The 26,994-nt window shown below is 58.6% G+C and carries 28 protein-coding genes; 15 read left to right on the top strand and 13 right to left on the bottom strand.

Features of this window, described 5'->3' with window-relative positions:
* Positions 1-149 precede the first annotated feature (149 nt).
* Genes ENTMO_RS0119130 through ENTMO_RS0119120 form a run of 3 tightly spaced genes read left to right on the top strand, consistent with a single transcriptional unit; the run spans position 150 to position 2,401 of the window.
* Positions 150-752, top strand: a complete 603-nt coding sequence (locus ENTMO_RS0119130) for a non-oxidative hydroxyarylic acid decarboxylases subunit B (protein WP_010434522.1) — start codon at positions 150-152, stop codon at positions 750-752.
* Positions 742-2,169 (top strand): non-oxidative hydroxyarylic acid decarboxylases subunit C, encoded by a 1,428-nt coding sequence (locus ENTMO_RS0119125; RefSeq protein ID WP_010434519.1) that lies wholly within the window; start codon positions 742-744, stop codon positions 2,167-2,169. Before ENTMO_RS0119130 ends, ENTMO_RS0119125 begins: the two co-directional genes overlap by 11 nt.
* A gap of 10 nt (positions 2,170-2,179) precedes the next feature.
* On the top strand, positions 2,180-2,401 hold the full coding sequence (locus ENTMO_RS0119120) for a non-oxidative hydroxyarylic acid decarboxylases subunit D (protein WP_003862116.1): 222 nt from the start codon (positions 2,180-2,182) through the stop codon (positions 2,399-2,401).
* 93 nt (positions 2,402-2,494) lie between these two features.
* On the opposite strand, the gene mutS is transcribed toward ENTMO_RS0119120, so the two are convergent.
* Positions 2,495-5,056, bottom strand: coding sequence for a DNA mismatch repair protein MutS (gene mutS / locus ENTMO_RS0119115; protein ID WP_010434517.1), 2,562 nt, complete (start codon positions 5,054-5,056; stop codon positions 2,495-2,497).
* A gap of 390 nt (positions 5,057-5,446) precedes the next feature.
* Here mutS and ENTMO_RS0119110 point away from each other — a divergent pair, with 390 nt between their 5' ends.
* Positions 5,447-6,274 (top strand): winged helix-turn-helix domain-containing protein, encoded by an 828-nt coding sequence (locus tag ENTMO_RS0119110; RefSeq protein WP_010434514.1) that lies wholly within the window; start codon positions 5,447-5,449, stop codon positions 6,272-6,274.
* A complete protein-coding gene (locus ENTMO_RS0119105) occupies positions 6,271-6,753 on the top strand; it encodes a hypothetical protein (RefSeq protein ID WP_041951447.1) in 483 nt (160 codons plus the stop codon). Before ENTMO_RS0119110 ends, ENTMO_RS0119105 begins: the two co-directional genes overlap by 4 nt.
* A gap of 43 nt (positions 6,754-6,796) precedes the next feature.
* Here ENTMO_RS0119105 and ENTMO_RS0119100 read toward each other — a convergent pair whose 3' ends face one another.
* The gene (locus tag ENTMO_RS0119100) at positions 6,797-7,027 is read right to left on the bottom strand and encodes a SymE family type I addiction module toxin (RefSeq protein WP_010434511.1); all 231 of its coding nucleotides are present in this window, start codon (positions 7,025-7,027) and stop codon (positions 6,797-6,799) included.
* Between the two features lie 174 nt (positions 7,028-7,201).
* On the opposite strand from ENTMO_RS0119100, the gene ENTMO_RS0119095 reads away from it, so the two are divergent.
* On the top strand, positions 7,202-7,546 hold the full coding sequence (locus ENTMO_RS0119095) for a nitrous oxide-stimulated promoter family protein (protein WP_010434508.1): 345 nt from the start codon (positions 7,202-7,204) through the stop codon (positions 7,544-7,546).
* 8 nt (positions 7,547-7,554) lie between these two features.
* Here the strand turns inward: ENTMO_RS0119095 and ENTMO_RS0119090 are convergent, their stop codons facing one another.
* The 10 genes from ENTMO_RS0119090 to hypA form a co-directional block, all read right to left on the bottom strand.
* Positions 7,555-8,772 (bottom strand): MDR family MFS transporter, encoded by a 1,218-nt coding sequence (locus tag ENTMO_RS0119090; protein WP_010434505.1) that lies wholly within the window; start codon positions 8,770-8,772, stop codon positions 7,555-7,557.
* Between the two features lie 15 nt (positions 8,773-8,787).
* Complete coding sequence (gene eitC / locus ENTMO_RS0119085; protein ID WP_010434502.1) at positions 8,788-9,549, bottom strand: siderophore ABC transporter ATP-binding protein EitC; 762 nt, start codon at positions 9,547-9,549, stop codon at positions 8,788-8,790.
* Positions 9,549-10,586, bottom strand: a complete 1,038-nt coding sequence (locus ENTMO_RS0119080) for a FecCD family ABC transporter permease (protein WP_010434499.1) — start codon at positions 10,584-10,586, stop codon at positions 9,549-9,551. Before ENTMO_RS0119080 ends, eitC begins: the two co-directional genes overlap by 1 nt.
* Positions 10,586-11,584, bottom strand: a complete 999-nt coding sequence (gene eitA / locus ENTMO_RS0119075; RefSeq protein WP_010434497.1) for a siderophore ABC transporter substrate-binding protein EitA — start codon at positions 11,582-11,584, stop codon at positions 10,586-10,588. Before eitA ends, ENTMO_RS0119080 begins: the two co-directional genes overlap by 1 nt.
* Before the next feature lie 152 nt (positions 11,585-11,736).
* Positions 11,737-13,809 (bottom strand): formate hydrogenlyase transcriptional activator FlhA, encoded by a 2,073-nt coding sequence (gene flhA / locus ENTMO_RS0119070; RefSeq protein ID WP_010434495.1) that lies wholly within the window; start codon positions 13,807-13,809, stop codon positions 11,737-11,739.
* Between the two features lie 63 nt (positions 13,810-13,872).
* The gene (gene hypE, locus ENTMO_RS0119065; RefSeq protein ID WP_010434493.1) at positions 13,873-14,883 is read right to left on the bottom strand and encodes a hydrogenase expression/formation protein HypE; all 1,011 of its coding nucleotides are present in this window, start codon (positions 14,881-14,883) and stop codon (positions 13,873-13,875) included.
* Positions 14,880-16,001, bottom strand: a complete 1,122-nt coding sequence (hypD, locus tag ENTMO_RS0119060; protein WP_010434491.1) for a hydrogenase formation protein HypD — start codon at positions 15,999-16,001, stop codon at positions 14,880-14,882. The genes hypE and hypD overlap by 4 nt, the downstream gene beginning before the upstream one ends.
* Before the next feature lie 3 nt (positions 16,002-16,004).
* On the bottom strand, positions 16,005-16,277 hold the full coding sequence (locus ENTMO_RS0119055; RefSeq protein WP_010434489.1) for a HypC/HybG/HupF family hydrogenase formation chaperone: 273 nt from the start codon (positions 16,275-16,277) through the stop codon (positions 16,005-16,007).
* A complete protein-coding gene (hypB, locus tag ENTMO_RS0119050; protein WP_010434486.1) occupies positions 16,268-17,131 on the bottom strand; it encodes a hydrogenase nickel incorporation protein HypB in 864 nt (287 codons plus the stop codon). Before hypB ends, ENTMO_RS0119055 begins: the two co-directional genes overlap by 10 nt.
* 3 nt (positions 17,132-17,134) lie before the next feature.
* Positions 17,135-17,485: a hydrogenase maturation nickel metallochaperone HypA gene (gene hypA / locus ENTMO_RS0119045; RefSeq protein WP_010434483.1), complete on the bottom strand. Its 351-nt coding sequence runs from the start codon at positions 17,483-17,485 to the stop codon at positions 17,135-17,137.
* Positions 17,486-17,696: 211 nt separating this feature from the next.
* Here hypA and hycA point away from each other — a divergent pair, with 211 nt between their 5' ends.
* The 9 genes from hycA (at position 17,697) to hycI (ending at position 25,494) form a co-directional block, all read left to right on the top strand.
* Complete coding sequence (gene hycA / locus ENTMO_RS0119040) at positions 17,697-18,161, top strand: formate hydrogenlyase regulator HycA (protein ID WP_010434482.1); 465 nt, start codon at positions 17,697-17,699, stop codon at positions 18,159-18,161.
* 72 nt (positions 18,162-18,233) lie between these two features.
* A complete protein-coding gene (locus tag ENTMO_RS0119035; RefSeq protein ID WP_010434480.1) occupies positions 18,234-18,860 on the top strand; it encodes a 4Fe-4S dicluster domain-containing protein in 627 nt (208 codons plus the stop codon).
* Positions 18,838-20,652 carry a formate hydrogenlyase subunit 3 gene (gene hycC / locus ENTMO_RS0119030; protein WP_010434478.1) on the top strand — a complete coding sequence of 605 codons (1,815 nt, stop codon included), beginning with the start codon at positions 18,838-18,840 and terminating at the stop codon, positions 20,650-20,652. Before ENTMO_RS0119035 ends, hycC begins: the two co-directional genes overlap by 23 nt.
* A gap of 1 nt (position 20,653) precedes the next feature.
* Complete coding sequence (locus tag ENTMO_RS0119025) at positions 20,654-21,577, top strand: respiratory chain complex I subunit 1 family protein (RefSeq protein ID WP_010434476.1); 924 nt, start codon at positions 20,654-20,656, stop codon at positions 21,575-21,577.
* A gap of 15 nt (positions 21,578-21,592) precedes the next feature.
* Positions 21,593-23,302, top strand: coding sequence for a hydrogenase large subunit (locus ENTMO_RS0119020; RefSeq protein ID WP_010434474.1), 1,710 nt, complete (start codon positions 21,593-21,595; stop codon positions 23,300-23,302).
* A 9-nt stretch (positions 23,303-23,311) separates the two neighbouring features.
* Complete coding sequence (locus tag ENTMO_RS0119015) at positions 23,312-23,854, top strand: formate hydrogenlyase complex iron-sulfur subunit (protein WP_010434471.1); 543 nt, start codon at positions 23,312-23,314, stop codon at positions 23,852-23,854.
* Positions 23,854-24,621: a formate hydrogenlyase subunit HycG gene (hycG, locus tag ENTMO_RS0119010; RefSeq protein WP_010434470.1), complete on the top strand. Its 768-nt coding sequence runs from the start codon at positions 23,854-23,856 to the stop codon at positions 24,619-24,621. Before ENTMO_RS0119015 ends, hycG begins: the two co-directional genes overlap by 1 nt.
* A complete protein-coding gene (locus tag ENTMO_RS0119005; protein WP_010434468.1) occupies positions 24,618-25,028 on the top strand; it encodes a formate hydrogenlyase maturation HycH family protein in 411 nt (136 codons plus the stop codon). Before hycG ends, ENTMO_RS0119005 begins: the two co-directional genes overlap by 4 nt.
* Positions 25,021-25,494, top strand: coding sequence for a hydrogenase maturation peptidase HycI (gene hycI, locus ENTMO_RS0119000; RefSeq protein WP_010434465.1), 474 nt, complete (start codon positions 25,021-25,023; stop codon positions 25,492-25,494). Before ENTMO_RS0119005 ends, hycI begins: the two co-directional genes overlap by 8 nt.
* 66 nt (positions 25,495-25,560) lie before the next feature.
* On the opposite strand, the gene ENTMO_RS0118995 is transcribed toward hycI, so the two are convergent.
* The gene (locus ENTMO_RS0118995) at positions 25,561-26,985 is read right to left on the bottom strand and encodes a 6-phospho-beta-glucosidase (protein ID WP_010434461.1); all 1,425 of its coding nucleotides are present in this window, start codon (positions 26,983-26,985) and stop codon (positions 25,561-25,563) included.
* Between the last annotated feature and the right edge of the window lie 9 nt (positions 26,986-26,994).

Below are 26,994 nucleotides of genomic sequence, written 5' to 3'. Positions count from 1 at the left end.
CTCTCTATGATAGCCGCTAACGCCCTGGATTATAACGCGGGAGTTTTTAGCATTTAGTGTGATCGTATGCGAACGATCTTGTCATGAACAGGTTCCAGAAGTAGGTTATTCAATATGTTCGTATGCGAACAAAATGATTGAGGTACTGCATGAGATTGATAGTAGGAATGACGGGAGCAACGGGCGCGCCGCTGGGTGTGGCTTTATTGCAGGCACTGCGAGACATGCCGGAGGTGGAAACCCATCTGGTGATGTCGAAGTGGGCAAAAACCACCATTGAGCTGGAAACGCCTTACACCGCGCAGGACGTTGCCGCACTGGCTGACGTTGTCCACAGCCCGGCTGACCAGGCTGCCACCATCTCCTCCGGCTCCTTTCGCACCGACGGCATGATCGTCATTCCCTGCAGCATGAAAACGCTGGCGGGCATCCGCGCGGGCTACGCCGAGGGGCTGGTGGGGCGTGCGGCGGATGTGGTGCTGAAAGAGGGGCGGAAGCTGGTGCTGGTCCCCCGTGAAACGCCGCTCAGCACTATTCATCTGGAGAACATGCTTGCACTTTCCCGCATGGGCGTGGCGATGGTGCCGCCCATGCCTGCCTATTACAACCACCCGCAAACCGCTGATGACATCACCCAGCATATTGTGACCCGCGTGCTCGACCAGTTCGGTCTGGAGCATAAAAAGGCGCGCCGCTGGAACGGATTGCGCGAGGCGAAACATTTTTCACAGGAGACTAAAGATGGCATTTGATGATTTGAGAAGCTTCCTGCAGGCGCTCGATGAGCAAGGGCAACTGCTGAAAATTGAGGAAGAGGTGAACGCCGAGCCGGACCTGGCGGCGGCCGCTAACGCGACCGGCCGCATTGGCGACGGCGCGCCCGCGCTGTGGTTCGACAACATTCGCGGCTTTACCGATGCCCGCGTGGTGATGAACACCATCGGCTCCTGGCAGAACCACGCCATTTCGATGGGGTTGCCTGCGAACACCCCGGTAAAAAAACAGATCGACGAGTTTATTCGCCGCTGGGATAAATTCCCCGTTACGCCAGAGCGCCGCGCTAACCCCGCCTGGGCGCAGAATACGGTGGATGGTGAAGAGATCAACCTGTTCGACATTCTGCCGCTATTTCGCCTGAACGACGGTGACGGCGGTTTTTATCTCGATAAAGCGTGCGTTGTCTCGCGCGATCCGCTCGACCCGGACCACTTCGGCAAGCAGAACGTCGGCATCTACCGCATGGAAGTGAAGGGCAAGCGCAAGCTCGGCCTGCAGCCGGTTCCGATGCACGATATCGCTCTGCATCTGCATAAAGCGGAAGAGCGCGGTGAAGATCTGCCGATTGCGATTACCCTCGGCAACGATCCGATCATCACGCTGATGGGCGCAACGCCGCTGAAATACGATCAGTCCGAGTATGAAATGGCGGGCGCACTGCGTGAAAGCCCGTACCCGATTGCCACTGCGCCGCTGACCGGCTTCGACGTGCCCTGGGGTTCTGAAGTGATCCTTGAAGGGGTCATCGAAGGCCGCAAGCGTGAAATCGAAGGGCCGTTCGGCGAGTTTACCGGACACTATTCCGGTGGACGTAACATGACGGTTGTACGTATCGACAAAGTCTCTTACCGCACCAAACCGATTTTTGAGTCGCTCTACCTCGGCATGCCGTGGACCGAAATTGATTATCTGATGGGCCCGGCCACCTGCGTGCCGCTTTACCAGCAGCTAAAAGCAGAATTCCCGGAAGTGCAGGCGGTGAACGCGATGTACACCCACGGCCTGCTGGCGATTATCTCCACTAAAAAACGTTACGGTGGTTTTGCCCGCGCGGTCGGTTTACGTGCCATGACCACGCCGCACGGTCTGGGCTACGTGAAGATGGTAATCATGGTGGATGAAGATGTCGATCCGTTCAACCTTCCGCAGGTGATGTGGGCGCTGTCGTCGAAAGTGAACCCGGCAGGGGATCTGGTACAGCTGCCGAACATGTCGGTCCTTGAACTTGACCCAGGTTCCAGCCCGGCGGGCATTACCGACAAGCTGATTATTGATGCCACCACGCCAGTTGCACCGGACACCCGTGGCCACTACAGCCAGCCGGTACAGGATCTGCCTGAAACCAAAGCCTGGGCTGAAAAATTGACCGCGATGCTGGCAGCACGCCAATAAGGAGGAAAAGATGATTTGTCCACGTTGTGCCGATGAGCATATTGAAGTGATGGCGACGTCACCGGTGAAAGGGGTCTGGACCGTTTACCAGTGCCAGCATTGTTTGTATACCTGGCGCGATACCGAACCGCTGCGCCGTACCAGCCGCGAGCACTACCCTGAAGCGTTTCGCATGACGCAGAAGGATATTGACGAGGCACCGCAGGTGCCGACGATCCCACCGTTGCTGTAAAAAAAAGCCCGGTGGCGCTGCGCTTACCGGGCCTACGGGTTTTGTAGGTCGGGTAAGGCGAAGCCGCCACCCGACAAAACAGACCGCAGAGAACTAAACCAGACTCTTCAGCCGATAAATCCACTCCAGCGCCTGACGCGGCGTCAGTGAATCCGGGTCGAGATTCTCCAGCGCTTCCACGGCTGGCGACGTCTCTTCCGCAGGCACCAGCAGCGACATCTGCGTACCATCTATCTGCGTCGCCGCCGCGTTCGGCGACAGGCTTTCCAGTTCGCGCAGTTTCTGACGCGCGCGCTTGATCACCTCTTTCGGTACACCTGCCAGCGCCGCTACGGCCAGCCCATAGCTCTTGCTTGCCGCGCCATCCTGCACCGTGTGCATAAAGGCGATGGTGTCGCCGTGCTCCAGTGCATCAAGATGCACGTTCGCCACTCCTTCCATTTTCTCCGGCAACTGCGTCAGTTCGAAGTAATGGGTCGCAAACAGTGTCATAGCCTTGATTTTATTCGCGAGGCTTTCCGCGCATGCCCACGCCAGGGACAAACCATCATAGGTTGACGTTCCGCGCCCGACTTCGTCCATCAGCACCAGGCTGTGCTCGGTGGCGTTATGCAGAATGTTGGCCGTTTCGGTCATCTCGACCATGAAGGTTGAACGACCGCTCGCCAGATCGTCCGCAGCCCCGACGCGGGTAAAGATGCGGTCGATTGGGCCAATCTCCACGTTTTGCGCCGGGACGTAGCTGCCGATATACGCGAGCAGCGCAATCAGCGCCGTCTGACGCATATATGTACTCTTACCGCCCATGTTCGGTCCGGTAATGATCAGCATACGTCTCTGCGGCGACAGGCTGAGCGGGTTAGCGATGAACGGTTCGTTCAGTACGCGTTCCACCACCGGATGACGCCCTTCGGTAATGCGAATGCCGGGCTTGTCGGTAAAGGTCGGGCAGGTATAGTTCAGCGTTTCAGCGCGTTCAGCAAGGTTGACCAGCACGTCCAGTTCGGCCAACGCGGCGGCGCTTAGCTGCAGATCGGCCAGGTGCGGCATCAGCATGTCGAACAGCTCGTCATACAGCTGCTTTTCCAGCGCCAGCGCTTTTCCTTTCGAGGTGAGGACTTTGTCCTCGTACTCTTTCAGCTCGGGAATAATGTAGCGCTCAGCGTTTTTCAGCGTCTGGCGGCGCACGTAGTGAATCGGGGCCAGGTGACTCTGCCCGCGGCTGATCTGAATGTAGTAGCCGTGGACCGCGTTATAGCCCACTTTCAGGGTATCAAGACCCAGACGCTCGCGTTCACGGATCTCCAGCTTATCAAGGTAGTCCGTTGCACCGTCTGCCAGCGCGCGCCACTCGTCCAGCTCTTCGTTATATCCGGGGGCAATCACGCCGCCATCGCGCACCAGTACTGGAGGCGCATCGATGATGGCGCGCTCAAGCAGTTCGCGGAGCTCGGTGAACTCGCCCATCGTTTCGCGCAATTTTTGCACCGGTGCGCTGTCGACGTTGCCCAACTGAGCGCGCAGTTCCGGCAACTGCTGGAAGGCATGGCGCATACGTGCGAGGTCGCGCGGGCGTGCCGTACGCAGAGCCAGGCGGGCGAGGATACGCTCCAGATCGCCTACCTGACGCAGTACCGGCTGTAATTCGGTGTAACTGTCCTGCAATGCGGCGATGGTTTGCTGGCGGCCGATAAGCGTATTGGTGTCGCGAATCGGCATATGCAGCCAGCGCTTAAGCATGCGGCTGCCCATCGGCGTAACGGTACTGTCGAGGACGGAAGCCACGGTATTTTCAACGCCGCCTGCCAGATTCTGGGTTATCTCCAGGTTACGGCGCGTGGCGGCGTCCATGATGATGCTGTCCTGCTGACGCTCCATGGTGATAGAGCGGATATGCGGCAGGGCAGTACGCTGGGTATCTTTTACATATTGCAGCAGACAGCCTGCCGCACACAGTCCGCGCGGGGCGTTTTCCACGCCAAAGCCAATCAGGTCGCGCGTGCCAAATTGCAGGTTGAGCTGCTGGCGCGCAGTATCAATTTCGAATTCCCACAGCGGACGACGACGCAGACCACGACGACCTTCAATCAGCGCCATTTCAGCGAAATCTTCGGCGTAGAGCAGCTCTGCCGGGTTAGTACGCTGCAATTCGGCAGCCATCGTCTCACGGTCAGCCGGTTCACTCAGGCGAAAACGCCCGGAGCTGATATCCAGCGTCGCATAGCCAAATCCTTTACCATCCTGCCAGAGTGCGGCCAGCAGGTTATCCTGGCGTTCTTGCAGCAGCGCTTCGTCGCTGATGGTGCCGGGCGTGACGATGCGCACGACTTTGCGCTCAACCGGGCCTTTTGACGTGGCGGGGGCGCCAATCTGCTCGCAAATGGCGACGGATTCCCCCTGATTCACCAGTTTCGCCAGATAGTTTTCCACCGCATGATGCGGGATACCGGCCATAGGGATGGGCTCACCTGCCGATGCGCCGCGTTTGGTCAGGGAGATGTCGAGCAACTGCGACGCACGTTTAGCATCGTCATAAAAGAGCTCGTAAAAGTCGCCCATACGGTAAAACAGCAGAATTTCCGGATGCTGTGCTTTCAGCTTCAGGTACTGCTGCATCATGGGGGTATGTGCGTCGAAATTCTCTAGTGTACTCATTAGCGTATCGTGTCCATTTTATTAACTTTCAATGAGTTGGCTTTTGTTTTTATTGTCAGGTGTCTTCCTGTCTCATTGGAACTCATGAAATCCTGAGCGTCTTATCATGCAATGTTTGGTGACCATGATAACGGAGTCTGTATGGCAGGAAAACAGAAGGAGAAGGCTCTTTCGACTAAAGTGCGTACCGGATTCCATCTATGCGAAAACGGGGCTTTTTGCACGTACCTTCCGCATAAGAGCACTCGTTATATTATTCATTCATTCAGGAACGCATTTTTTCGCTCACTTATACCGTAACTTCTTGCTTTGACAAGAAATAGCTGCAGCGTATAATTATCATTCATATCAATAGTTTCCCGATTCTGTTTGCTGTCGAGCGAGTAGCGTATGTTTTGGATAATTAACGATAATATTAAATTTTGTCCTGACAAAAACGTCCTTGTCTCGTTGAATAAACCTGAATTAAGCGTAATTCTGACAACGCCTGCAAGTCGTTGTCTCGCGCTTTTACTGGAATCCTCGCCAGAGGTGGTGAACCAGAAAGAATTCTTCGATAAAGTGTGGGGCGAGGACGGGATGATCGTCCCGGCAAATACGCTTTATCAGAATATCTCTATTATCCGGCGCGGTTTGCGTTCGGCTGGAGAAACGAGCGACACGCTGGTTGCGACGGTGCCGAGAAAAGGTTTCCAGATTCATAAAAGCGTAAAGGTCACTCGCGTTGAAACGGATGGGGTGGATTCAGAAGAACCTGCAGAGATTTCGTTGCCCGAAGCGCCTCTGACGGTGCCTGTCGAACAACCGGCAGTGAATACGTCTCAGGTGCTGGTCGAAAAAAAATCGCCGCGTAAATTACGTCGCCTGTTTTTTCCTGTGCTCTTAATGATTATCTCCTTTGCACTGGGCTATTTCATGCTGCATCACATATTCCGAGATAATCCGGATAAAGATTTTTTCCAGAATTACACCATTAACCGAACTGAAAACGGTTGCCACTATTTCTCGCAAAGTGATGATATTAAAAGTATTGGTAATTTCTCGCGCTTTATTAAAATTATCATGAAAACCGGGCTTGATTGTAAAAAGTATCCGTGGATTTATTTCTCTTCTTCCAGCAATGCGCCTGCCCTGTCCGTGCTCGCCTGCAGAAAGCCTTATGAAGCAGAACCCAATGCAGAATGCACGGCATTGTATTTCAGGGGGTATAGGCAATGAAGAAACGGACGATAGTGTTACTGTGCCTGATGTTTTTTGCCGCGGGCGCGCTGATTTCCTGGCTGTATCATTTACGTCTGGAAAAACGGGAAAACACAGAGGCCTGCTCAGCGTCAATCGTGGTTTATCACGAGGATGCCCGCGCTCACATTACGCTCGACTTCATGTACACGATGAAGACGCAAACCGGCATCGTTGCGGTAAGCGGTACGTATTATAAGAACGATAAAGTGATAGGGGTTATCCGCAGGGATGTCTCCTACGTCTGGACGGAAAATAAGGACTCCTTCCACTTTACGTCGCTCAATATTCATCATGTGAATGATGATGAATCACTGCCCAATGACGTTATCAGCGATGTTCTGCCCGACTTCTTTGTTTATCCGAATAAAAAAATGAATTATTCAATTACAAAACAAGGGCCTAAGGGGTTTATGTTCTCTGTAGGTAAGCGCCCAATATTCTTCTGCGCGCGCTGACTGGCCGGGAATAGCTGATGTCGCCGCCTGCACGGCGGCATGGTCATTTCCCGTCTTCTTCCACCAGCTCAATGATGATTTTCCCCTGTTCGACGCCCACTCTGACCCGCGAATGGGTTGTAAAGCCCGCTTTCTCTAGCCAATCACCTTTCAGGCTCAGGGCGGCATGCATGCTATAGCGGCGCGGGATCTTGGTTTTACGATCTTCATGGCGCTTTCTAAAATAGCCGACTTTTAAATGACGGTACGTTTTTGTAGCGGTAATCGCTTGCATAGGCACTCCTCTTGGCTGGCTAACAGGGGAACGTATTGGCTGTATAAAATACCAGTAACCCTGGCTTCGCGCTGGCTTAATAGCGGAAGGCGTCTTCAGAAAGCGGAATGCAACGACTGAAAATCACTGTGTAAAGGAGTATCATGAATGCAATTTATGAGAGGGTGATCTCCCATGTCCGGTAAACGCATCGCAAGAGAAAAAGTGACGATCGCCAAAATGATCGCCTTATATGAGAAAAAATGTCCTCAGGCTTCAACAGAGGAGGGGCATTATCAGGCGCTTAGGGCCTATGCCGATAAGCGTCTCGATAAATGTGCGTTTGGGGAAGAAAAGCCGGCTTGTAAACAGTGTCCCATTCACTGCTACCAGCCCGCGAAGCGAGAAGAGATGAAGCAGGTGATGCGCTGGGCGGGGCCGAGAATGCTGTGGCGTCATCCGATTCTGACTCTTCGTCATCTGATTGACGATCGTCGTCCAGTACCGGCGTTGCCGCAAAAGTATCGTCCGAAAACGTAACGTATTTATTACCGAAGCGGTCGACAGATAATATTCAAGGCGACAGCGCTGCCGAGTGGGAAAATGGCCAGCAGCAGCCAGGGATAAACGGCCTCCAGCGAGGGCACCAGCGCGCGATCCAGCAGGCTGCCAAACAGCAGGTTTCCTGCCAGTACCGCAATGCCCCCGGCGGTTGAGAGTGCGCCATAGTGGGCCCCAAGCGTCGATTCCTCGGCGAAGCGGGGGATGAGATCTTTTGCAGACGGCACCAGCAGCATCTGCCCCAGCGTTAACAGCGTGACCATGCTCGCAGAGGGCAACAGCCGCAGCCAGCCTTCCGGCGGCTCCTTTGCGGCAAACAGCGCCACGCTGGCAAAGGCCGCGGAGAGCAGCAAAAAGCCCACGGGCAAAATTCTGACCGCGCCGATCCGCCTTGCAACACGCGCAAGGGGGAGCTGAAACGCGACGATCAGCACCGAGGCCAGCATAAACAGTGGGCCCAGATCTTTCTCGCTGCCTCCGGAGCGCTGGATCTCCACCGGTAGCGCCAGGTAGAGCTGGTTATAGCTCAACAGCCACGAGCTGTAGGCGATGATAAAGGCGACGAATCGCGTCTGGCGAAATGTTGTCCACCAGGGCTGAATAGCGAGCGGACGCTGGCTATGGCGGGCAGCCGGCAGGCAGAAGAAGAGCACCGCGAGCGCGACGACAAACACGCCGGCGCCAGCCAGCGCAACCTGACGAAAGCCAAGCCCCGTCAGCAGGGCACCCGCAATCGGGCCCAGCACCGCGCCCAGTTCCCCGCAAACGGCAAAGAGCGCAAACCACTCTGCGCGGCTCCGTTTACCTTTTGCCTCACTTTGTGTTCCCGCTTTCGCCAGCAGCGCTTCAATGGCGGGCGAGAAGAGCGCGCCGCCGATGCCGGTCAGACACGCCCCGAGAATAATAGGCCACAGCGATTGCCCGAAGGCCAGCAGCAGATAACCCGCTACGCGGATGACGCAGCCGCTCAGGATAACGATTTTCGCGCCGTAGCGGTCCGACAGCGCGCCGCCAACGATAAACATCCCCTGCTGCGAAAACGTGCGCAGACCAAGCACCAGCCCGATCAGCCCGCCGGAGAGCAGCAGGTCATCGCGCAGGAATATCGCCAGGAAGGGCACAACGGCATAAAAGCCAATGTTGAAAACAAATTGGCTGCCCAGCAGAACGGGCGGCCAGAGGGTGGCGGCAGGGCGCAATGGCATGCTGTTTACTCGGCTCTACACAATAAAGTGAATGTGCTTTTTACCATGGTACGGCGAGATCTCAATTTTGGTTTTCACTCTGAAAACGTCCCATAGCAGCTCCTCCGACAGGATCGCCTGCGGGGTGCCGGTTGCGACGATCTGCCCTTTTTGCATAACGATCAGCGAATCGCAGAACATCGATGCGTGGTTAAGATCGTGGATGGCGACGATGCTGGTCACCGGCAGCTCGCTGATGAGATGCATCAGCTGCATCTGATGGTGAATGTCCAGGTGGTTGGTGGGTTCATCCAGCAGGATTTCGGTTGGCGTTTGCGCCAGCGCGCGGGCGATATGCACCCGCTGCCGTTCTCCGCCGGACAGGCTCATCCAGCCCTGCTCGCTGCGGTCCAGCATATCGACACGCTGCAAGGCGGCAGTGACGGTTTCGTCATCCTGCGCGCTCCAGTTCGAAAAAGGGGAGTGGTGCGGAATGCGCCCGAGCTTCACCACATCGCGCACGCGCATGTTGGCATCGGTCATGCCGTGCTGCTCAACGAACGCCACGCGGCGCGCCAGCTGCTTTTTGGCGATGCGGGAGATGTCCTGACCGTCCAGGGTAACGCTGCCGCTGTCCGGGCGACGCAGGCCTGCAAGAATGCGCAAAAGCGACGATTTTCCGCAGCCGTTAGGGCCGAGCAGTCCAACCGTTTCGCCGCGTGAAACCTTCAGCGAGACGCCGTTGACGATGACCTTTTTGCCTACCTTCCAGGTAATATTTTCAGCGCAGATACTCATCACTTATTCCTTGAACGGTAGATAATTACGGCAAAGAACGGCACGCCCACCAGCGCGGTGACTACGCCGACGGGCAGGCTCTGTGGGGCAATCAGCATGCGCGAGGCGATATCGGCCAGCACCATCAGGATCGCGCCCGCCAGGGCGCTGGCAATCAGCAGCGTGCGGTGCAGCGGCCCGAACAGGAAGCGCATGACGTGCGGCACCACCAGACCCACAAAGCCGATTGAGCCCGCCATGCTGACGATGGTCGCGGTAATCAGTGCGGTGGTGGTGAACAAGGCAAGACGCACCCAGGGTACGGCAATGCCTAAAGAGGCGGCGGCATCGTCACCGAAGGTGAACGCATCCAGCGCCCGGGAATAGTAAAGACAGACGGCCAGGCCCGCCAGCACGACCACCAGCGCCAGCTGGAATTCCGGCCAGCGTACGCCGCTGAAGCTGCCCAGCAGCCAAAACATCACGTCGCGCGCCTGCTGCGCGCTGGCGGAGGTGCTGATGGTATAGGCGGTAATGGCGTTGAACAGCTGTGAGGCGGCTACGCCCGCCAGAATAGTGCGTTCATTGCCGCCGCGCGCGCCGTTCGTCAGGAAGGCGACAAACGCAAAGGCGGCAAACGCCCCGGCAAACGCGCCCGCAGAGAGCGACACCGCGCCGGTACCCATTCCTAATACGACGACCGACACCGCACCGGTTGACGCACCCGCCGACACGCCGAGCACGTAAGGTTCCGCCAGCGCGTTCTTCAGCAGGCTTTGCAGCACGGCGCCGCAGATGGCTAGCCCCGCGCCGCAGCAGGCCGCCACCAGCGCGCGGCTCAGGCGAAAGTCCCAGATCACGCTCTCATAGATGCGGTTGAGCGGAACGTCGGTCAGCCCCAGCTTATTACCAATAGCGTAAAAGACGTTGGACAGCGGAATCGACAGCTCGCCGACGCTGACACCGAGGGCGATCACCAGCAACAGCAGGACGACGGCAAGCAGAGCAGAGGTGGTCAGGAACAGGCCCTGTCGGGCCTGAAGTACGGCTGCCGTCATCAGTTCAGCCCCAGCTTTCTGAGCTGCTCGCCCACCTGTTCAGCGCCGTAAATCGTGCGGATTGTCGGGTTCATGGCCTGGCCGTCCATCACCACGATATTGCCTTTCTTCACCGCGTCCAGCTGGCTGACGGCGGGATCGCTTTTCAGGAATTTGATTTTGTCTTCCGCGTTATCCAGCGCCCAGCGGTTACGATCCAGGCTGGAGACAACAATCACGTCCGGGTTCGCGGCGATAATGCTTTCCCAGCCGACGGTTGGCCATTCGGTCTCTGCGGTAATGGCGTTATGGCCGCCCAGCACGTTAGCAATAAAACCGGAGGCGCTGTTTTTCCCGCCGACATAGGCATCCGCCGAAGGCGAGGCGCTTGAGAACCAAAAGACAAACGAGAGATCTTTTTTGTTTTTACCAAATTCCTGACGCAGCTCGGCCTCGCGTTTTTTGAAATCGGCAATGACGGCCTGGCCGCGCGCTTCAACGTTGAAAATCTTCGCGAAATCTTCAATCTCTTTATAAAGGTACGTCATATCCCACAGCGTCTGGCGGCTGCCGTACATATCGCCTGCGGCCTTTTTGGTGGCGCACATGCCTGGTGATAAATAGCTGTTCACGCCGACGGTGGCCAGATCTTCACGTTTTGCGACCTTACTTTCCGGCCCGAGCAGCAGAGGAAGCTGGGCTGGAACAAAATCGGGATTTTGCGAAAGGATGGATTCCAGCGTCGGGATTTCTACCGTCAGGGTTTTGATTTTTGCATTCTTTTCAGCCAGCTGCGGCAGCACTTTGGTCGGCCAGAAGGCGCTGGCTTTAACCTTATCTTCCAGGCCCAGCAGGAGCAAAATTTCGACGGTGTTCTGACCCAGGGCCACGACGCGTTCCGGCGCTTTGGTGAACGTCTCTTTATATCCGCAGTTTTCAATCGTCAGGGGATATGTGGTTGCCAGAGCAGAACCGACCGACGCAATCGCCAGGCCTAACGCGCAGATGACCTTTTTCATTAAACGCTACCCTTCATTAATATTATTGTTGTTGCAAATGAAACTCATTATTAAGGCGGAATTTTATACAGAGGAAACGATTTGGTGTCAATGAGGGACAATTGCGCAGGGTAACGAAAGGCGGTGTCAGAAAACACCGCCGGAATGCGGACTTAAACCAGGCTCTCTTTATCAATCCCAAGCCGCTTCATGCGCGACAGCAGGGTAGTGCGTTTTAACCCCAGGCGCTGGGCGGCACCTTTAGGCCCGGCCACCACGCCGTTGGTCTCTTTCAGCACGCGCATAATCAGCTGATACTCATCTTCGCCGTTCTGCGCCACTTCTGCCGCAACGAGGGTTTCGTCCGGCAGGGAGATTTCGGGCAGAGAAAGCTGCAGCACGTTCCCGCGCGTCAGCAGCACCGCGCGCTCGATAACGTTTTCCAGTTCGCGCACGTTACCCGGCCACTCCATTGACGAGAGGGTGCGTAACGTCTCGGCTGGGATGCTGTCGATATTTCTCCCCATCCGCCGCGCAATCTTTGCGGTAAACGCTTTGACCAGCAGCGGGATATCTTCCGGGCGTTCACGCAGCGGCGGCAGGCAGATCGGGAAGACGTTCAGGCGGTAATAGAGATCGCTTCGAAATTCGCGATCGGCGACCATTTTTTTCAGGTCACGGTTGGTGGCGGCAATCAGCCGCACGTCGGTCTGAATCAGCTTGTTGCTGCCAAGCCGCTCAAACTCTTGCTCCTGCAGGACGCGCAACAGCTTCGGCTGCAGCTCCAGCGGCATATCGCCCACTTCATCGAGGAACAGCGAGCTTTTGTCCGCCAGCTCAAAACGGCCGAGCCGCTGGCTGCTGGCCCCGGTAAAGGCCCCGCGTTCGTGGCCGAACAGATCGCTTTCCAGCAGTCCCGCAGGCATCGCGGCGCAGTTCATCTTCACCATCCGGCGGCTGTTGCGGTTGCTCAGGTTATGGATAGCGCGGGCAATCAGCTCTTTACCCGTACCGGTTTCGCCGAGGATCAGCACCGTGCTGTCGCTCTGCGCCACCATCTCAACCTGCTTGAGCACGCTGTACATGGCATCGCTGCGCCCGATGATTTCGCCAAACTCGCTGTCCACGTTATTGAGCTGTTCGGTCAGGGCGAGGTTTTCGTCCACCAGCCGCTCTTTCAGGCGGTGGATCTCCTGGTAGGCGAGGGCGGTATCCAGCGCGATGGAGATACGCTCGGCAATCTGGCGCAGCAGCTTCAGGTTGGCGGTGGTGAATACGCCTTCCTCACACTGCGCCAGCTTCAGCACGCCCAGCATGGTGTTGCCGGACATCAGCGGCAGCAAGCACAGAGTCTGAATTTTGTTGCCCCAGGTGTTGAACAGCGTTCGCTCGTAAGGGGCCACCGGATCCTGTTCGTTCAGGTTGAGCAGCAGGATCTCTTTGCTTTTAAACACCCGCTCGGAGAGCGTACCGGCCTCATCGACCTCGCTCTGCTCGTGTGCCGGATTGGCCTCATCAAGATAGTGAGTGGAGTAGATGTTCAGCTTGCCCTTGCGATGGCCGCGAAGCGCAATGCTGATGGCATCGATTTTGAAATAGTGGTGGATTTCTTTCGAGACTTCGCTGACCAGCTCATCCATGTCGAGGCGCGACAGCACGGCGTTAGTGATGGCGACCAGAATGCGGAAGTTGTCGCGCTCGCGGCTCAGCAGGTCGTAATCTACGTTGTTGGTGACGCGGCTCTGGATCTGCTCAGCCACCACGGCCACTATCTGGGTAAAGGTGTGCAGGCGCTCGTATTCCGCCTCGCTCCAGGGCTGGTCGGTCGTGCGGATAAACTCGCAGCCGCCAAAAATCTGGCCCTCTGCCGCCAGCGGCAACATGCAGTAATGCCCGAAAGGCTGATAGAGATTGCTCTCCGCCAGCCTTGGCCAAGCCATCCTGAACTCCGCAAAATTGCAATGCAGCACTTCAGGCCGGGAGAGTATACGGCGCACCGGGCCATGCGCGAGGTACGTTTCGTCCTCATACTCAAACGCTTTGCCGTTATCACGCGTTGAGTAGTAGCTCGCGCGATGCGTTCCGCTATGCCACAGCACAATCGCGGCGCTGTCCGCCAGCGCAGATTGCCTGACCAGCCGGGTCAGGGCATCGCTCAGCGCGCCGAGATCGGGCTGCTGTAAAAGTGTGCGCGTGATGTCAAACAGGCCCTGCTGTCCAAGATCGCTCATCGGTGTATACGGCATATTGCTTTCCAATAGAAACTGGCAAAAAAAAGAGATTCAGTGCTGACCGCTTATGGCGCGGTTCTAGCAAATTCGAGGTAAGGGTTCCGCGTGCGGCAGATCCAGCGTGCGTTTAACGCCATATAGCCCGGCCAGGCGCACCCCTTTGCGCTCAACGACTTCGCCAATGATAGCGGCGTTTTTTCCTGAGGGATGGGCGCGAAGCTGTTCCAGCACCGCTTCTGCAGCGGTACGTTCCACGCCGATCACCAGTTTACCTTCGTTAGCAAAGTTAAGCGGATCAAGTCCCAGCAGTTCGCACAGCCCGCGCACGGCAGGCTTGACGGGCAAATCGCGCTCGGTCAGCTCAACGCCGCATCCGCAGCTTGCCGCAAACTCGTGCACGACGGCATTCACGCCGCCTCGGGTGGCGTCCCGCAGGGCTTTTACGCCCGGAAGGGTACGCAGGGTTTGAATCAGCGGTGTGAGTACCGCGCAGTCGCTGCGCAGTTCGCCATCCAGACCTAAGCCTTCGCGCAGGTTAAGAATGGTTGCCCCGTGGCAGCCCAGCGTTCCGGTCACGATCAGCACGTCGCCTGCGCCAAGCTGCTGCGCGCCCCAGTGAATATCGGCCGGTATTGCCCCCATTCCTGCAGTATTGATGAAAAGTTTATCCGCCGCGCCGCGCTGGACCACTTTGGTATCACCGGTGACGATAGCAATGCCCGCTTCGCGTGCGGTCTGCGCCATGCTGCTGACCACCGCGTTAAGCGTTGCCATCGGTAAACCCTCTTCGAGAATAAACCCGCAGGAGAGGTAGCGCGGAACCGCGCCGCTGACGGCGATATCATTGGCCGTACCGCAAATGGCGAGCTTGCCGATATCACCGCCGGGAAAGAACAGCGGGGCGATGACGTAGCTGTCGGTCGAGAACGCCAGTCTGTCACCGTGAGCGGTGAGCGTTGACAGGTCAATGCGCGCCTGGTCTTCCTGTTCGGCCAGCCAGGGGTTGTTGAATGCTTCCATAAACAGCTGATTAATGAGCTGCTGCATCGCCTGACCACCGCTGCCGTGCGCCATTTCAACCGTGTTCATGCTTCACACTCCTGATTGCGGAACTGATACCACGCGGCGCAGGCTCCCTCGGAGGAGACCATCAGCGCGCCAAACGCGGTTTGCGGGTTACAGGTTTTGCCATATAACGGGCAATGATGAGGTTTGCATTTGCCGGTGAGTACCTCACCGCAGCGCGCGCGCGGATCGTCACACACCTGCTGCGGCTGCGGGCGAAAATGCGCCTCTGCGTCGAAGGATTGATACGCGGGCGTCAGGCGCACGCCGGATTCGGCAATCACCCCCAGACCGCGCCATTCGCTGTCGCCCTCAACGCTAAACACGTCGGCTATCGCCTGCTGCGCTCGTTCATTACCCGTATCGGGCACCACGCGGCGATACTGATTTTCCACCGCGCTCAGGGCCGCTATTTTCTGCTCAACCAGCATGGTTACGCCTTGCAGTAGATCAAGCGGTTCGAAACCAGCCACCACTAACGGACGATTGTACTGTTCAGCGATAAAACCATAGGCGTCTGTGCCAATCACCATGCTGACGTGGCCCGGTGCCAGAAAGGCGTCAATGCCGTTTTCCGGCTCCTCCAGCAGGCTGCGCAGCGTGGGTATGAGCGTGATGTGCTGGCAGAAAAAGAAAAAGTTATCGACGCTGCGCGCTTTAGCCTGCTGCAGCGTGATGGCGGTGGCGGGCATGGTGGTTTCAAACCCCAGGCCAAAAAACACGACCTTGCGCGCGGGGTTATCCGCTGCCAGCGTCAGGGCATCCATCGGCGAATAAACGATCCGGATGTCGGCCCCGCGCGCTTTCGCCTGCAGCAGCGAGCCATTTTTCCCCGGCACGCGCATCGCGTCGCCAAAGGTGCAGAAAATGACGTCGGGCTGGCTGGCAATGTCGATGCAGCTGTCGATACGCCCCATCGGCAAAACGCAGACCGGGCAGCCGGGGCCGTGGATAAACTCGATGTTGTCCGGCAGCAGCTGGTCGAGGCCAAATTTGAAGATGGCGTGCGTGTGTCCGCCGCACACCTCCATGATCCGCAGCGGTCTTTCTTTGGTGTAGTCCAGCAGCGCCGAGCGCGTTTTCAGGTGCCCGATAAGCTGCATCACCTGTTCCGGCGCGCGGTATTCATCAACGTAACGCATGTGCTATCGCTCCTCGCCGTACAGGAGCGCGCCCACGTCAGGCTCCACGTCGAACATGTTTTGCAGGGCGTCGAGCGTGTCGCGGGCTTCCGCTTCGTTAATCACGCTCATGGCAAACCCAACGTGGACCAGCACCCACTGGCCGAGACGCGATGCGCCCGTTTCATCGCTGCTGCCCACCAGCGTGAGATCGACATCGCGCAGGATACCGCAGACTTCAACTTTGGCCTGGTTACCGTCGATGGTGTGAATTTGTCCGGGGACGCCTATGCACATCGTTCGCTCTCCAGCCAGTTCAGCCATGCATCCATCCCGTCGCCGCGCGTGGCGGAGACCAGTAGGATCGTAATGTCCGGGTTCACTTCCCGGGCGCAGGACAGGCATTTATCCACGTCGAAATTCAGGTACGGCAGCAGATCAACTTTGTTCAGCAGCATGATGGACGCGGCGGCAAACATATGCGGGTACTTCAGCGGCTTGTCTTCCCCTTCGGTGACGGAGAGCACCGCGACTTTATGCCGTTCGCCAAGGTCAAAGCTCGCCGGACAGACCAGGTTGCCGACGTTTTCAATGAACAGGATGCCGTTATCCGTCAGCGGCAGACGCGGCGTGGCGTCGGCAATCATCTGCGCATCCAGATGGCAGCCTTTGCCGGTGTTGACCTGAATTGCCGGCGTGCCGGTTTCGCGAATGCGCGCCGCGTCGTTAACGGTTTGCTGGTCGCCTTCAATGACGGCGCAGGAAACGCGTTCGTTCAGGCGTTTGAGGGTTTGAGTCAGCAGCGTGGTTTTGCCGGAGCCGGGGCTGGACACCAGGTTCAGCACCAGCTGTTGACGGGCGGCAAAGCGGGCGCGGTTGCGGGCGGCAATCTGGTTATTTTTGTCCAGCACGTTGATTTCCACCTCCAGCATCTGGCGCTGGCTGATGCCCGGCGCGTGGGTACCCGCTTCGCCGTGGCCGTAGTGCAGATCGCCCGCAGGGGATTGCTGCGGCGCAAAGGTGATACCCGTCAGCGTCGCCGCAGGACGCGGGGCCGGTGAAAAGGGCGCGGAGCGAAACGCGGAATGAGGACGATGTTCATCCCCTTCGATATACAGGTTGCCTTCGGCGCAACCGCAGGTGCTACACATACATTACTCCTTCTCAATTTCGAGGCGTTGGATCTGCATACCGTCATCCGCCACGATACGCAGCCCGGTATTCTGGCACTGCGGGCAGCGCTGAACCTTTGATGACAGCAGGGTCACGTACTGCTGACACTGCTCACACCAGCACTCCGCCTGCTGCTCTTCAATATGAAGCTCGCAGCCTTCTGCCAGCGTGCCGCGACACACCAGCTCAAAACAGAAGGTCAGGGCGCTGGTCTCGACGCAGGAAAATGCCCCGATCTTCAGCCAGACGCCGGTGACGCGCTTCGCGTGGTTTTGCACTGCCTGCTGTTCGATAAGCTCCAGAGCCCGCTGGCAGAGGGTTATTTCGTGCATGACGCCTCCTCAATGAATTGCGCCATTGAATGCAATAACGGTGCCAGCTTGATTTTTGTCAGGGCGTGACGGTGTCAACACTGTCGAAATGACACGTCGACACCGCGCGGTTGACAGTGCGATAAGATTTAAAAATCATATAAATCATAAGCTTAAAAATTGGCATGGAATCTGCTTAACAGCCGCTATCTCCATTAACCGGATACCTTTTATGACTATTTGGGAAATCAGCGAAAAAGCGGATTACATCGCGCAGCGTCATCAGCAGCTCCAGGATCAGTGGCACCTCTACTGCAACTCTCTGGTTCAGGGGATCACCCTGTCAAAGGCCCGTCTACATCATGCGATGAGCTGCGCGGCGCAGGGCGATATGCGCTTTGTCCTTTTTGGCCACTTCACGGTCTTTGTCACCCTGGCGGACAGCTTTAACAGCCACACCATTGAGTACTTTGTTGAGAACAAAGAGGGTGAAAAACAATGTATTGCGCAAGCGCAGTTGATGGCTGACGGCATGGTCGATGGCTACGTCAGCAACCGCGATCGCCAGCAGGTGCTCGAGCACTATCTGGAGAAAATCGCGCCCGTTTATAACGGGCTTTATACCGCGGTTGAGCACGACCTGCCGGTCGATCTGAAACAGCTGACGGCGGGAAATGCCTCCGCAAACGTTGCCTGATAACCAAGTGTCGAAAGTGTCGATAAGACAGTTTTTCTTCGTCAAAAATGACCATCACCTGAGGATTGCCCGGTGAACCGTTTTGTAATTGCTGACTCGACGGTCTGTATTGGCTGTCGAACCTGTGAGGCGGCGTGTTCGGAAACCCACCGCCTGCACGGGCTGCAGTCCATGCCGCGTCTGCGCGTCATGCGTAATGAAAAAGAGTCTGCTCCGCAGCTCTGCCACCACTGTGAAGATGCCCCCTGCGCGGGTGTCTGCCCAGTGAATGCCATCACCCGCGTTGATGGCACTGTCCAGCTCAACGAAAGCCTGTGCGTCAGCTGCAAGCTGTGCGGCATTGCCTGCCCGTTCGGCGCGATTGAATTTTCCGGCAGCCGCCCGCTGCATATTCCGGCGAACGCAAATACCCCGAAAGCGCCGCCCGCACCACCCGCTCCGGCGAAGGTGAGCACGCTATTGGACTGGGTGCCCGGCATCCGCGCCGTCGCGGTGAAATGCGATCTGTGCAGCTTTGACGAACAGGGCCCGGCCTGCGTGCGCACCTGCCCGACCAGGGCGCTGATTCTGGTCAACATTCGCGACATCGCCCGCACCAGCAAGCGCAAGCGCGAGCTGACCATCAACAGCGATTTTGGCGATCTTTCGCTTTTGCAGGCGCTTAACGAGGGGCGAAATGAACGCGATATTCATGATTAACAGCGCCGTGGCGTGCTTCACTGCCGCCGCCGTGCTGGCGCTAGTGTTCTCTTTCCATAAAACCCTGAGCGGCGGGATTGCCGGGATCGGCGGGGCGGTCGGTAGCGTGATGACGCTGGCAGCAGGTACGGCAGTGTTACTCAGCGGCCAGACCGCCGAAGCAATGATTCCGATCGTCCGACATACCGTTCAGCTCACGCCGCTGAACGCCATCTGGCTGGTGACCTTTGGCCTGTGCGGGGTGTTTATCAGCCTGTTCAATATTGAATGGCACCGCCATCAGCACACCCGCGCGAATGGTCTGCTGGTTAACTTGCTGATGGCGTCGGCGGTCTGCACCGTCATTGCCAGCAACCTCGGCGCGCTGGTGGTGATGGCGGAGATCATGGCGCTGTGCGGCGTGTTCCTGACGGGATGTAGCGCCTCCGGCAAGCTGTGGTTTGCGCTCGGTCGCCTCGGCACGCTGCTGCTGGCGCTGGCCTGCTGGCGGGTGTGGCAACGTTTCGGCACGCTCGACTTCGCAGCGCTTAACGGTCAGCCACTGGGAAGCGACGTCTGGCTGCTGGGCGTGGTGGGCTTTGGCCTGCTGGCCGGGATCATCCCTCTGCACGGCTGGGTGCCGCAGGCGCATGCAAATGCCTCTGCACCTGCCGCTGCATTGTTTTCCACCGTCGTCATGAAGGTAGGACTGTTCGGTATTCTGAGCATCACGCTGGCTGGCGGCCAGCCGCCGCTGTGGTGGGGCGTCGTGCTGCTGATTGCCGGTATGATCACCGCGTTCGTCGGCGGGCTGTACGCGCTGATGGAGCACAACATCCAGCGCCTGCTGGCGTACCACACGCTGGAAAACATCGGCATCATCCTGCTCGGAATGGGCGCGGGCGTGACCGGGCTGGCACTCAATCATCCTGCGCTGATCGCGGCCGGGTTTATCGGCGGTCTTTATCACCTCGTCAACCACAGCCTGTTTAAAAGCACCCTGTTCCTCGGCGCGGGAAGCGTCTGGTTCCGCACCGGCCATCGGGATATTGAAAAGCTCGGTGGGATTGGCAAAAAGATGCCGGTGATTTCACTGGCGATGCTGGTCGGGCTGATGGCAATGGCCGCGCTGCCGCCGCTGAACGGCTTTGCCGGGGAGTGGGTGATCTATCAGTCCTTCTTCGCGCTCGGGCAGAGCGATGTCTTTATCGCACGCCTGCTCGGCCCGCTGCTGGCGGTCGGGCTGGCGATTACCGGGGCGCTGGCGGTGATGTGTATGGCGAAAGTCTACGGCGTGACCTTCCTCGGCGCGCCGCGCACCCGCGAAGCGGAAAACGCCTGCTGCGCTCCGGTACTGATGGGCGTAAGCGTGGTCGCGCTGGCGCTGTGCTGCATCGCGGGCGGGGTCGCCGCGCCGTGGCTGCTGCCGCTGCTGGGTAACGCTATTCCACTGCCGCTCGCGACGGCGCATACCGTCGTATCCCAGCCGATGATGGCGCTGTTGCTGATTGCCGCGCCGCTGCTGCCGTTCGTGCTGATGCTGTTCTTCAGGCGCGACCGCCTTGCCTCCCGCTCTCGCGGGGCGGCGTGGGCCTGCGGCTACGAACACGAACAGTCGATGGTTATCACCGCCCACGGTTTCGCCATGCCGGTGAAGGAGAACTTCGCCGTCGTGCTGAAGCTGCGCCACTGGCTGAACCCGAAGGGTTGGGTGCCGGGCTGGCAGAGCGCCGCCGCGCCCGCGCTGTTCCGTCGTCTGGCGCTGATCGAACTGGCGGTGCTGGTGATCATTGTAATTTCACGAGGAGCCTGACATGAGTTTGTTACTGGCCATTCTTCAGGCGCTGGTGCTGTTCGCCGCTGCGCCGCTGCTGTCGGGCATCACGCGCGTGGCACGCGCTAGAATGCATAACCGTCGCGGGCCCGGGGTGCTCCAGGAGTATCGCGATCTCTTCAAACTGCTTTCTCGTCAGAGCGTGGCCCCGGATGCCGCAGGCTGGGTCTTCCGCCTGACGCCGTTCGTGATGGTGGGCGTTATGCTGACCATCGCCACCGCGCTGCCGGTGGTCACGGTGGCGTCGCCGCTGCCCGTGCTTGGCGATCTGATTACGCTCATCTACCTCTTCGCCATTGCCCGCTTCTTCTTTGCGATTGCGGGCCTGGACACCGGGAGCCCATTTACCGGCATCGGTGCCAGCCGCGAGGCGATGCTGGGCGTGCTGGTTGAGCCGATCCTGCTGCTGGGGCTGTGGGTTGCCGCGCAGGTCGCGGGTTCAACCCATATCAGTTTTATCACCGACACCGTTTATCACTGGCCTGTGGCGCGCTCGATCCCACTGGTGCTGGCGCTCTGCGCCTGCGCGTTCGCCACCTTTATCGAGATGGGCAAACTGCCGTTCGATCTGGCGGAAGCCGAGCAGGAGCTGCAGGAAGGGCCGCTCACCGAATACAGCGGCTACGGCTTTGCGGTGCTGAAGTGGGGCATCAGCCTCAAACAGCTGGTGGTGCTGCAGATGTTTGTCGGCGTCTTCTTCCCGTGGGGGCAGATGACGCACTTCTCCGTGGGCGGTCTGGTGCTGGCCGTCGTGATTGCCGCCCTCAAGCTGCTGGTCGGCGTGCTGGTGATTGCCCTGTTTGAAAACAGCATGGCGCGCCTGCGTTTTGTCGAAACGTCGCGCATCACCTGGGCCGGTTTTGGTTTTGCATTTTTAGCGTTCGTCTCCTTGCTGGTGGCGTGATTAAAGAGAGTTTTTATGTCTGAAGAAAAGAAAGGTCAGCAGTATCTCGCCGCGTTGCATCAGGCCTTCCCCGGCGTAGTGCTGGAGGAGTCCTGGCAAACCAAAGACCAGATAACCGTCACCATTAAGGTGAACTACCTGCCGGAAGTGGTGGAGTTCCTCTATTACCAGCAGGGCGGCTGGCTGTCGGTGCTGTTCGGCAACGACGAGCGTCAGCTGTGCGGCAATTACGCCGTGTACTACGTGATGTCGATGGAGCAGGGCGAAAAGTGCTGGCTCACTGTGCGCGTCGAAGTTGACCCAAATAAGCCGGAATATCCGTCCGTCACGCCGCGCGTGCCTGCCGCCGTCTGGGGCGAGCGCGAAGTGCGCGACATGTACGGCCTGGTGCCGGTCGGCCTGCCGGACGAGCGCCGCCTGGTGCTGCCGGACGACTGGCCGGACGAACTCTACCCGCTGCGCAAAGACAGCATGGACTACCGCCAGCGTCCGGCGCCGACCACCGACAGCGAAACCTACGAGTTCATCAACGAGCTGGGCAGCAAGAAGAACAACGTGGTGCCGATTGGCCCGCTGCACGTCACCTCCGACGAACCGGGCCACTTCCGCCTGTTCGTCGATGGCGAAAACATTATCGACGCCGACTACCGCCTGTTCTACGTCCATCGCGGCATGGAAAAGCTGGCGGAAACCCGCATGGGCTACAACGAAGTGACGTTTCTTTCTGACCGCGTGTGCGGCATCTGCGGCTTCGCCCACAGCACCGCCTACACCACCTCGGTGGAGAACGGCATGGGGATCGTGGTGCCCGAACGCGCGCAGATGATCCGCGCCATTCTGCTGGAGGTGGAGCGCCTGCACTCGCACCTGTTGAACCTCGGCCTGGCCTGCCACTTCGTCGGTTTTGACTCCGGTTTTATGCAGTTCTTCCGCGTGCGCGAGGCGTCGATGAAGATGGCGGAGATCCTCACCGGGGCGCGTAAAACCTACGGTCTGAACCTGATTGGCGGGATCCGCCGCGACCTGCTGAAGGACGACATGATCCAGACCCGTCTACTGGCGCAGCAGATGCGCCGCGACGTGCAGGAGCTGGTGGACATGCTGCTCAGCACGCCAAACATCGAGCAGCGCACCGTCGGCATCGGCCGTCTTGACCCTGAAATCGCCCGCGACTTCAGCAACGTCGGCCCGATGGTGCGCGCCAGCGGCCACGCCCGCGATACCCGCGCCGATCACCCGTTTGTCGGCTACGGCCTGCTGCCGATGACCGTGCACAGCGAGCAGGGCTGCGACGTTATTTCGCGCCTCAAGGTGCGTATCAACGAGGTATTCACCGCCCTGAATATGATCGACTTCGGCCTCGATAATCTGCCGGGTGGCCCGCTGATCGTGGAGGGCTTTACCTACATCCCGAACCGCTTTGCCCTCGGCTTTGCCGAAGCGCCGCGCGGGGACGACATTCACTGGAGCATGACCGGCGACAACCAGAAGCTCTACCGCTGGCGCTGCCGCGCGGCCACCTACGCCAACTGGCCAACCCTGCGCTACATGCTGCGCGGCAACACGGTTTCCGATGCGCCGCTGATCATCGGCAGCCTCGACCCGTGCTACTCCTGCACCGACCGCATGACCGTCGTGGACGTGCGCAAGAAGAAAAGCCAGGTGGTGCCGTACAAAGAGCTTGAGCGCTACAGCATTGAGCGTAAAAACTCGCCGCTGAAATAAGGACTCGTCATGTTTACCTTTATCAAAAAAGTGATCAAAACCGGCACGCAGACCAGCCGTTATCCGCTGGAGCCGATGCCGGTGGATAAAAACTTTCGCGGCAAGCCGGAGCACAATCCGCAGCAGTGCATCGGCTGCGCGGCCTGCGTCAACGCCTGTCCGTCGAATGCCCTGACGGTGGAAACGGATCTCAAAACCGGCGAGTTGGCCTGGCAGTTTAACCTCGGGCGCTGCATCTTCTGCGGCCGCTGCGAGGAGGTCTGCCCGACGGTGGCCATTCGCCTGTCGCAGGAATTCGAGCTGGCGGTGTGGAAGAAAGAGGATTTCCTCCAGCAGTCGCGCTTTGATCTGTGCAGCTGCCGCGTCTGTAGACGCCCGTTCGCCGTGCAGAAAGAGATCGACTACGCCATCGCGCTGTTGCAGCACAACGGCGATGCCCGCGCGGAGCATCATCGTGAAAGCTTTGAAACCTGCCCGGAGTGCAAGCGTCAGAAGTGCCTGCTGCCGTCCGACCGCATTGATATCACCCGCCATATGAGAGAGGCCAGCTGATGGACAATTTACTCGGCCCGCGCGACGCAAACGGCATTCCGGTGCCGATGACGGTGGACGAATCCATCGCCAGCATGAAGGCGTCGCTGCTAAAAAAAATCAAACGCTCGGCCTACGTCTACCGCGTGGATTGCGGCGGCTGCAACGGCTGCGAGATTGAGATCTTCGCCACCCTGTCACCGCTGTTTGACGCCGAGCGCTTCGGCATCAAAGTGGTGCCGTCTCCGCGTCATGCGGACATTCTGCTGTTTACCGGGGCCGTCACCCGCGCCATGCGCTCCCCCGCGCTGCGCGCCTGGCAGTCCGCGCCGGACCCGAAAATCTGCATATCCTACGGGGCCTGCGGCAACAGCGGCGGCATCTTCCACGACCTTTACTGCGTCTGGGGCGGCACCGACAAAATCGTGCCGGTTGACGTCTACATTCCGGGCTGTCCGCCAACGCCCGCCGCGACGCTGTACGGATTTGCCATGGCGCTCGGCCTGCTGGAGCAAAAAATCCACGCCCGTGAGCCGGGCGAGCTGGACAACCAACCTGCGGCCATCCTGCACCCGGACATGGTGCAGCCGCTGCGGGTGAAAGTGGACCGCACGGCGCGCAGGCTGGCTGGCTACCGTTACGGGCGTCAGATTGCCGACGATTATCTGCGCCTGCTGAGCCAGGGCGACCATCAGGTGGCGCGCTGGCTGGAGGCGGAAAACGATCCGCGCCTCAACGAGATTGTGGCGAACCTGAACAGCGTTGTGGATGAGGCGCGTATCCGATGAGTGAAACGGTGGTGTTCAGCCAGCTGAGCCGTAAGTTTATTGATGAGAACGATGCCACCCCGGATGCGGCGCAGCAGGTGGTCTATTACAGCCTGGCGATTGGGCACCACCTCGGGGTGATCGACTGCCTGGAGGCGGCGTTAAGCTGCCCGTGGCCCGAGTACCTGGCGTGGATCGCCACGCTGGAGGAGGGCAGCACGGCGCGGCGCAAAATGGAGGGCGTGCCGAAGTACGGCGAGATCGTCATCGACGCCCACCACATTGCGATGCTCGCCAACGCCTTTGACGCGGCGCTGAGCAGGCAAACCCCCGAGCAGCAGGCGTGGAGCAAAACGCTGCTTAGCATGCTGCACGATATTCATCAGGAGAGCGCCATCTACCTGATGGTGAGGAGATTACGTGACTGACGTTTTACTGTGTGTTGGCAATAGCATGATGGGCGACGACGGCGCGGGTCCACTGCTGGCAGAGATGTGCGCCGCGAAACCGCAGGGCGGCTGGGTAGTGATTGACGGCGGCAGCGCGCCGGAAAACGATGTGGTCGCCATTCGCGAACTGCGTCCTGACAGGCTGTTAATCGTCGATGCCACCGATATGGGGCTCAACCCCGGCGAGATCCGCCTGATTGACCCGGACGACATCGCCGAGATGTTTATGATGACGACGCACAATATGCCGCTGAACTACCTGGTCGATCAGATTAAAGACGACGTGGGCGAGGTGCTGTTTTTGGGCATTCAGCCAGACATCGTCGGGTTTTATTACCCGATGACGCCGCCGGTGAAAGAGGCGGTGGACGTGGTCTATTCACGGCTTGCGGAGTGGGTTGGGGACGGTGGGTTTGAACCCCTCACCCCGGCCCTCTCCCCATAGGGGAGAGAGTGTATTTTGTCCCCTCTCCCCTGTGGGGAGAGGGTTAGGGTGAGGGGTAAGCACAGGCTACTCCAGATCCGCCCCGTTACTCGCAATCACCTTCTTGTACCATCCGAACGATTTCTTGCGCTTGCGGTCCAGCGTGCCGTTTCCGGCGTCGTCCCGGTCAACGTACACAAATCCGTAGCGCTTGCTCATCTCGCCCGTTGAGGCGGCCACCAGGTCGATGGAGCCCCAGGTGGTGTAGCCCATCAGCGGCACGCCGTCCTCAATCGCGTCGCCCATCGCGCGGATATGCTCGCGCAGGTAGCTGATGCGGTAGTCGTCGTTAATCTCGCCATTCGCGTCGATCTCGTCCTTCGCCCCGAGCCCGTTTTCCACCAGGAACAGCGGCTTCTGGTAACGGTCGTACATCATGTTCATGGTGATGCGCAGGCCGAGCGGGTCAATGCCCCAGCCCCATTCGCTCACCTGAATATGCGGGTTACGCAGGGACTTCACGATGTTCGCCGCGCTGGTGTTGCCCGCGTTCATGTCCGCCGACGCGCAGCGCGAGGCGTAGTAGCTGAACGAAACGAAATCGACGGTGTTTTTCAGCAGTTCGTCATCGCCCGGGTCTTTCACAATCACCACGCCTTTTTCGCGGAACACGCGGGCGGAGTAGGCCGGGTAACTGCCGCGCGCCTGCACGTCGATAAAGAACAGGTTCTCGCGGTCTTTCTCCAGCGCCATCCACACGTCTTCCGGCTTGCAAGAGTACGGGTAGAAATTGCCGCCCGCCAGCATGCAGCCGACCTGGTTTTCCGGGTTCACCTCGTGGGCGATTTTGGTCGCCAGCGCGCTCGCCACCAGCTCGTGGTGCGCGGCCTGGTACTTCACCTGGTCCTCGTTTTCACCTTCCTCAAACACCAGCCCCGCGCCGGAGAACGGGCTGTGCAGCATGATGTTGATTTCGTTGAAGGTCAGCCAGTATTTCACCAGCCCGTTAAATTCTTCAAAGCAGGTGCGGGCGTAGCGGGCGAAGAAATCGACCATCTTGCGGTTGCGCCAGGAGCCGTACTCCGTTACCAGGTGCATCGGCACGTCGAAGTGGCACAGGGTCACCAGCGGCTCAATATTGTACTTTTTGCACTCCTCGAACACCGCGCGGTAGAAGGCAATACCCTCTTTGTTCGGCAGCGGCTCGTCGCCGTTCGGGTAGAGGCGGCTCCAGGCAATCGAGGTGCGGAACACCGTAAAGCCCATCTCCGCCATCAGGGCGATGTCTTCTTTATAGCGATGGTAAAAATCAATCGCCTCGTGGCTCGGGTAGAACTCGTCGTCACGCAGCGAGAAACGCTTTTCCTTACCGACCTTCACCGCCAGGCGATTCGCACCGTGCGGGATCATATCGACCGTGGTTAGCCCTTTGCCGCCTTCGCGGTAAGCACCTTCACTCTGGTTGGCGGCAAGCGCGCCGCCCCATAAAAATCCTTGTGGAAAAACAGACATTCTTACCTC

It is taken from the genome of Enterobacter mori LMG 25706, from assembly GCF_000211415.1.
Classification (GTDB): Bacteria; Pseudomonadota; Gammaproteobacteria; order Enterobacterales; family Enterobacteriaceae; genus Enterobacter; species Enterobacter mori.
The sequence above is the reverse complement of the archived record's forward strand: the minus strand, read 5'-3'. Positions and strand labels throughout refer to the sequence as shown.

Bases quoted from the DNA above. Each gene is read 5' to 3' on its own strand.
- ENTMO_RS0119130 (WP_010434522.1), top strand. From the start codon at position 150: ATGAGATTGATAGTAGGAATGACGGGAGCAACGGGCGCGCCGCTGGGT.
- ENTMO_RS0119125 (WP_010434519.1), top strand. From the start codon at position 742: ATGGCATTTGATGATTTGAGAAGCTTCCTGCAGGCGCTCGATGAGCAA.
- ENTMO_RS0119120 (WP_003862116.1), top strand. From the start codon at position 2,180: ATGATTTGTCCACGTTGTGCCGATGAGCATATTGAAGTGATGGCGACG.
- mutS (WP_010434517.1), bottom strand. From the start codon at position 5,056: ATGAGTACACTAGAGAATTTCGACGCACATACCCCCATGATGCAGCAG.
- ENTMO_RS0119110 (WP_010434514.1), top strand. From the start codon at position 5,447: ATGTTTTGGATAATTAACGATAATATTAAATTTTGTCCTGACAAAAAC.
- ENTMO_RS0119105 (WP_041951447.1), top strand. From the start codon at position 6,271: ATGAAGAAACGGACGATAGTGTTACTGTGCCTGATGTTTTTTGCCGCG.
- ENTMO_RS0119100 (WP_010434511.1), bottom strand. From the start codon at position 7,027: ATGCAAGCGATTACCGCTACAAAAACGTACCGTCATTTAAAAGTCGGC.
- ENTMO_RS0119095 (WP_010434508.1), top strand. From the start codon at position 7,202: ATGTCCGGTAAACGCATCGCAAGAGAAAAAGTGACGATCGCCAAAATG.
- ENTMO_RS0119090 (WP_010434505.1), bottom strand. From the start codon at position 8,772: ATGCCATTGCGCCCTGCCGCCACCCTCTGGCCGCCCGTTCTGCTGGGC.
- eitC (WP_010434502.1), bottom strand. From the start codon at position 9,549: ATGAGTATCTGCGCTGAAAATATTACCTGGAAGGTAGGCAAAAAGGTC.
- ENTMO_RS0119080 (WP_010434499.1), bottom strand. From the start codon at position 10,586: ATGACGGCAGCCGTACTTCAGGCCCGACAGGGCCTGTTCCTGACCACC.
- eitA (WP_010434497.1), bottom strand. From the start codon at position 11,584: ATGAAAAAGGTCATCTGCGCGTTAGGCCTGGCGATTGCGTCGGTCGGT.
- flhA (WP_010434495.1), bottom strand. From the start codon at position 13,809: ATGCCGTATACACCGATGAGCGATCTTGGACAGCAGGGCCTGTTTGAC.
- hypE (WP_010434493.1), bottom strand. From the start codon at position 14,883: ATGAACACGGTTGAAATGGCGCACGGCAGCGGTGGTCAGGCGATGCAG.
- hypD (WP_010434491.1), bottom strand. From the start codon at position 16,001: ATGCGTTACGTTGATGAATACCGCGCGCCGGAACAGGTGATGCAGCTT.
- ENTMO_RS0119055 (WP_010434489.1), bottom strand. From the start codon at position 16,277: ATGTGCATAGGCGTCCCCGGACAAATTCACACCATCGACGGTAACCAG.
- hypB (WP_010434486.1), bottom strand. From the start codon at position 17,131: ATGTGTAGCACCTGCGGTTGCGCCGAAGGCAACCTGTATATCGAAGGG.
- hypA (WP_010434483.1), bottom strand. From the start codon at position 17,485: ATGCACGAAATAACCCTCTGCCAGCGGGCTCTGGAGCTTATCGAACAG.
- hycA (WP_010434482.1), top strand. From the start codon at position 17,697: ATGACTATTTGGGAAATCAGCGAAAAAGCGGATTACATCGCGCAGCGT.
- hycC (WP_010434478.1), top strand. From the start codon at position 18,838: ATGAACGCGATATTCATGATTAACAGCGCCGTGGCGTGCTTCACTGCC.
- ENTMO_RS0119025 (WP_010434476.1), top strand. From the start codon at position 20,654: ATGAGTTTGTTACTGGCCATTCTTCAGGCGCTGGTGCTGTTCGCCGCT.
- ENTMO_RS0119020 (WP_010434474.1), top strand. From the start codon at position 21,593: ATGTCTGAAGAAAAGAAAGGTCAGCAGTATCTCGCCGCGTTGCATCAG.
- ENTMO_RS0119015 (WP_010434471.1), top strand. From the start codon at position 23,312: ATGTTTACCTTTATCAAAAAAGTGATCAAAACCGGCACGCAGACCAGC.
- hycG (WP_010434470.1), top strand. From the start codon at position 23,854: ATGGACAATTTACTCGGCCCGCGCGACGCAAACGGCATTCCGGTGCCG.
- ENTMO_RS0119005 (WP_010434468.1), top strand. From the start codon at position 24,618: ATGAGTGAAACGGTGGTGTTCAGCCAGCTGAGCCGTAAGTTTATTGAT.
- ENTMO_RS0118995 (WP_010434461.1), bottom strand. From the start codon at position 26,985: ATGTCTGTTTTTCCACAAGGATTTTTATGGGGCGGCGCGCTTGCCGCC.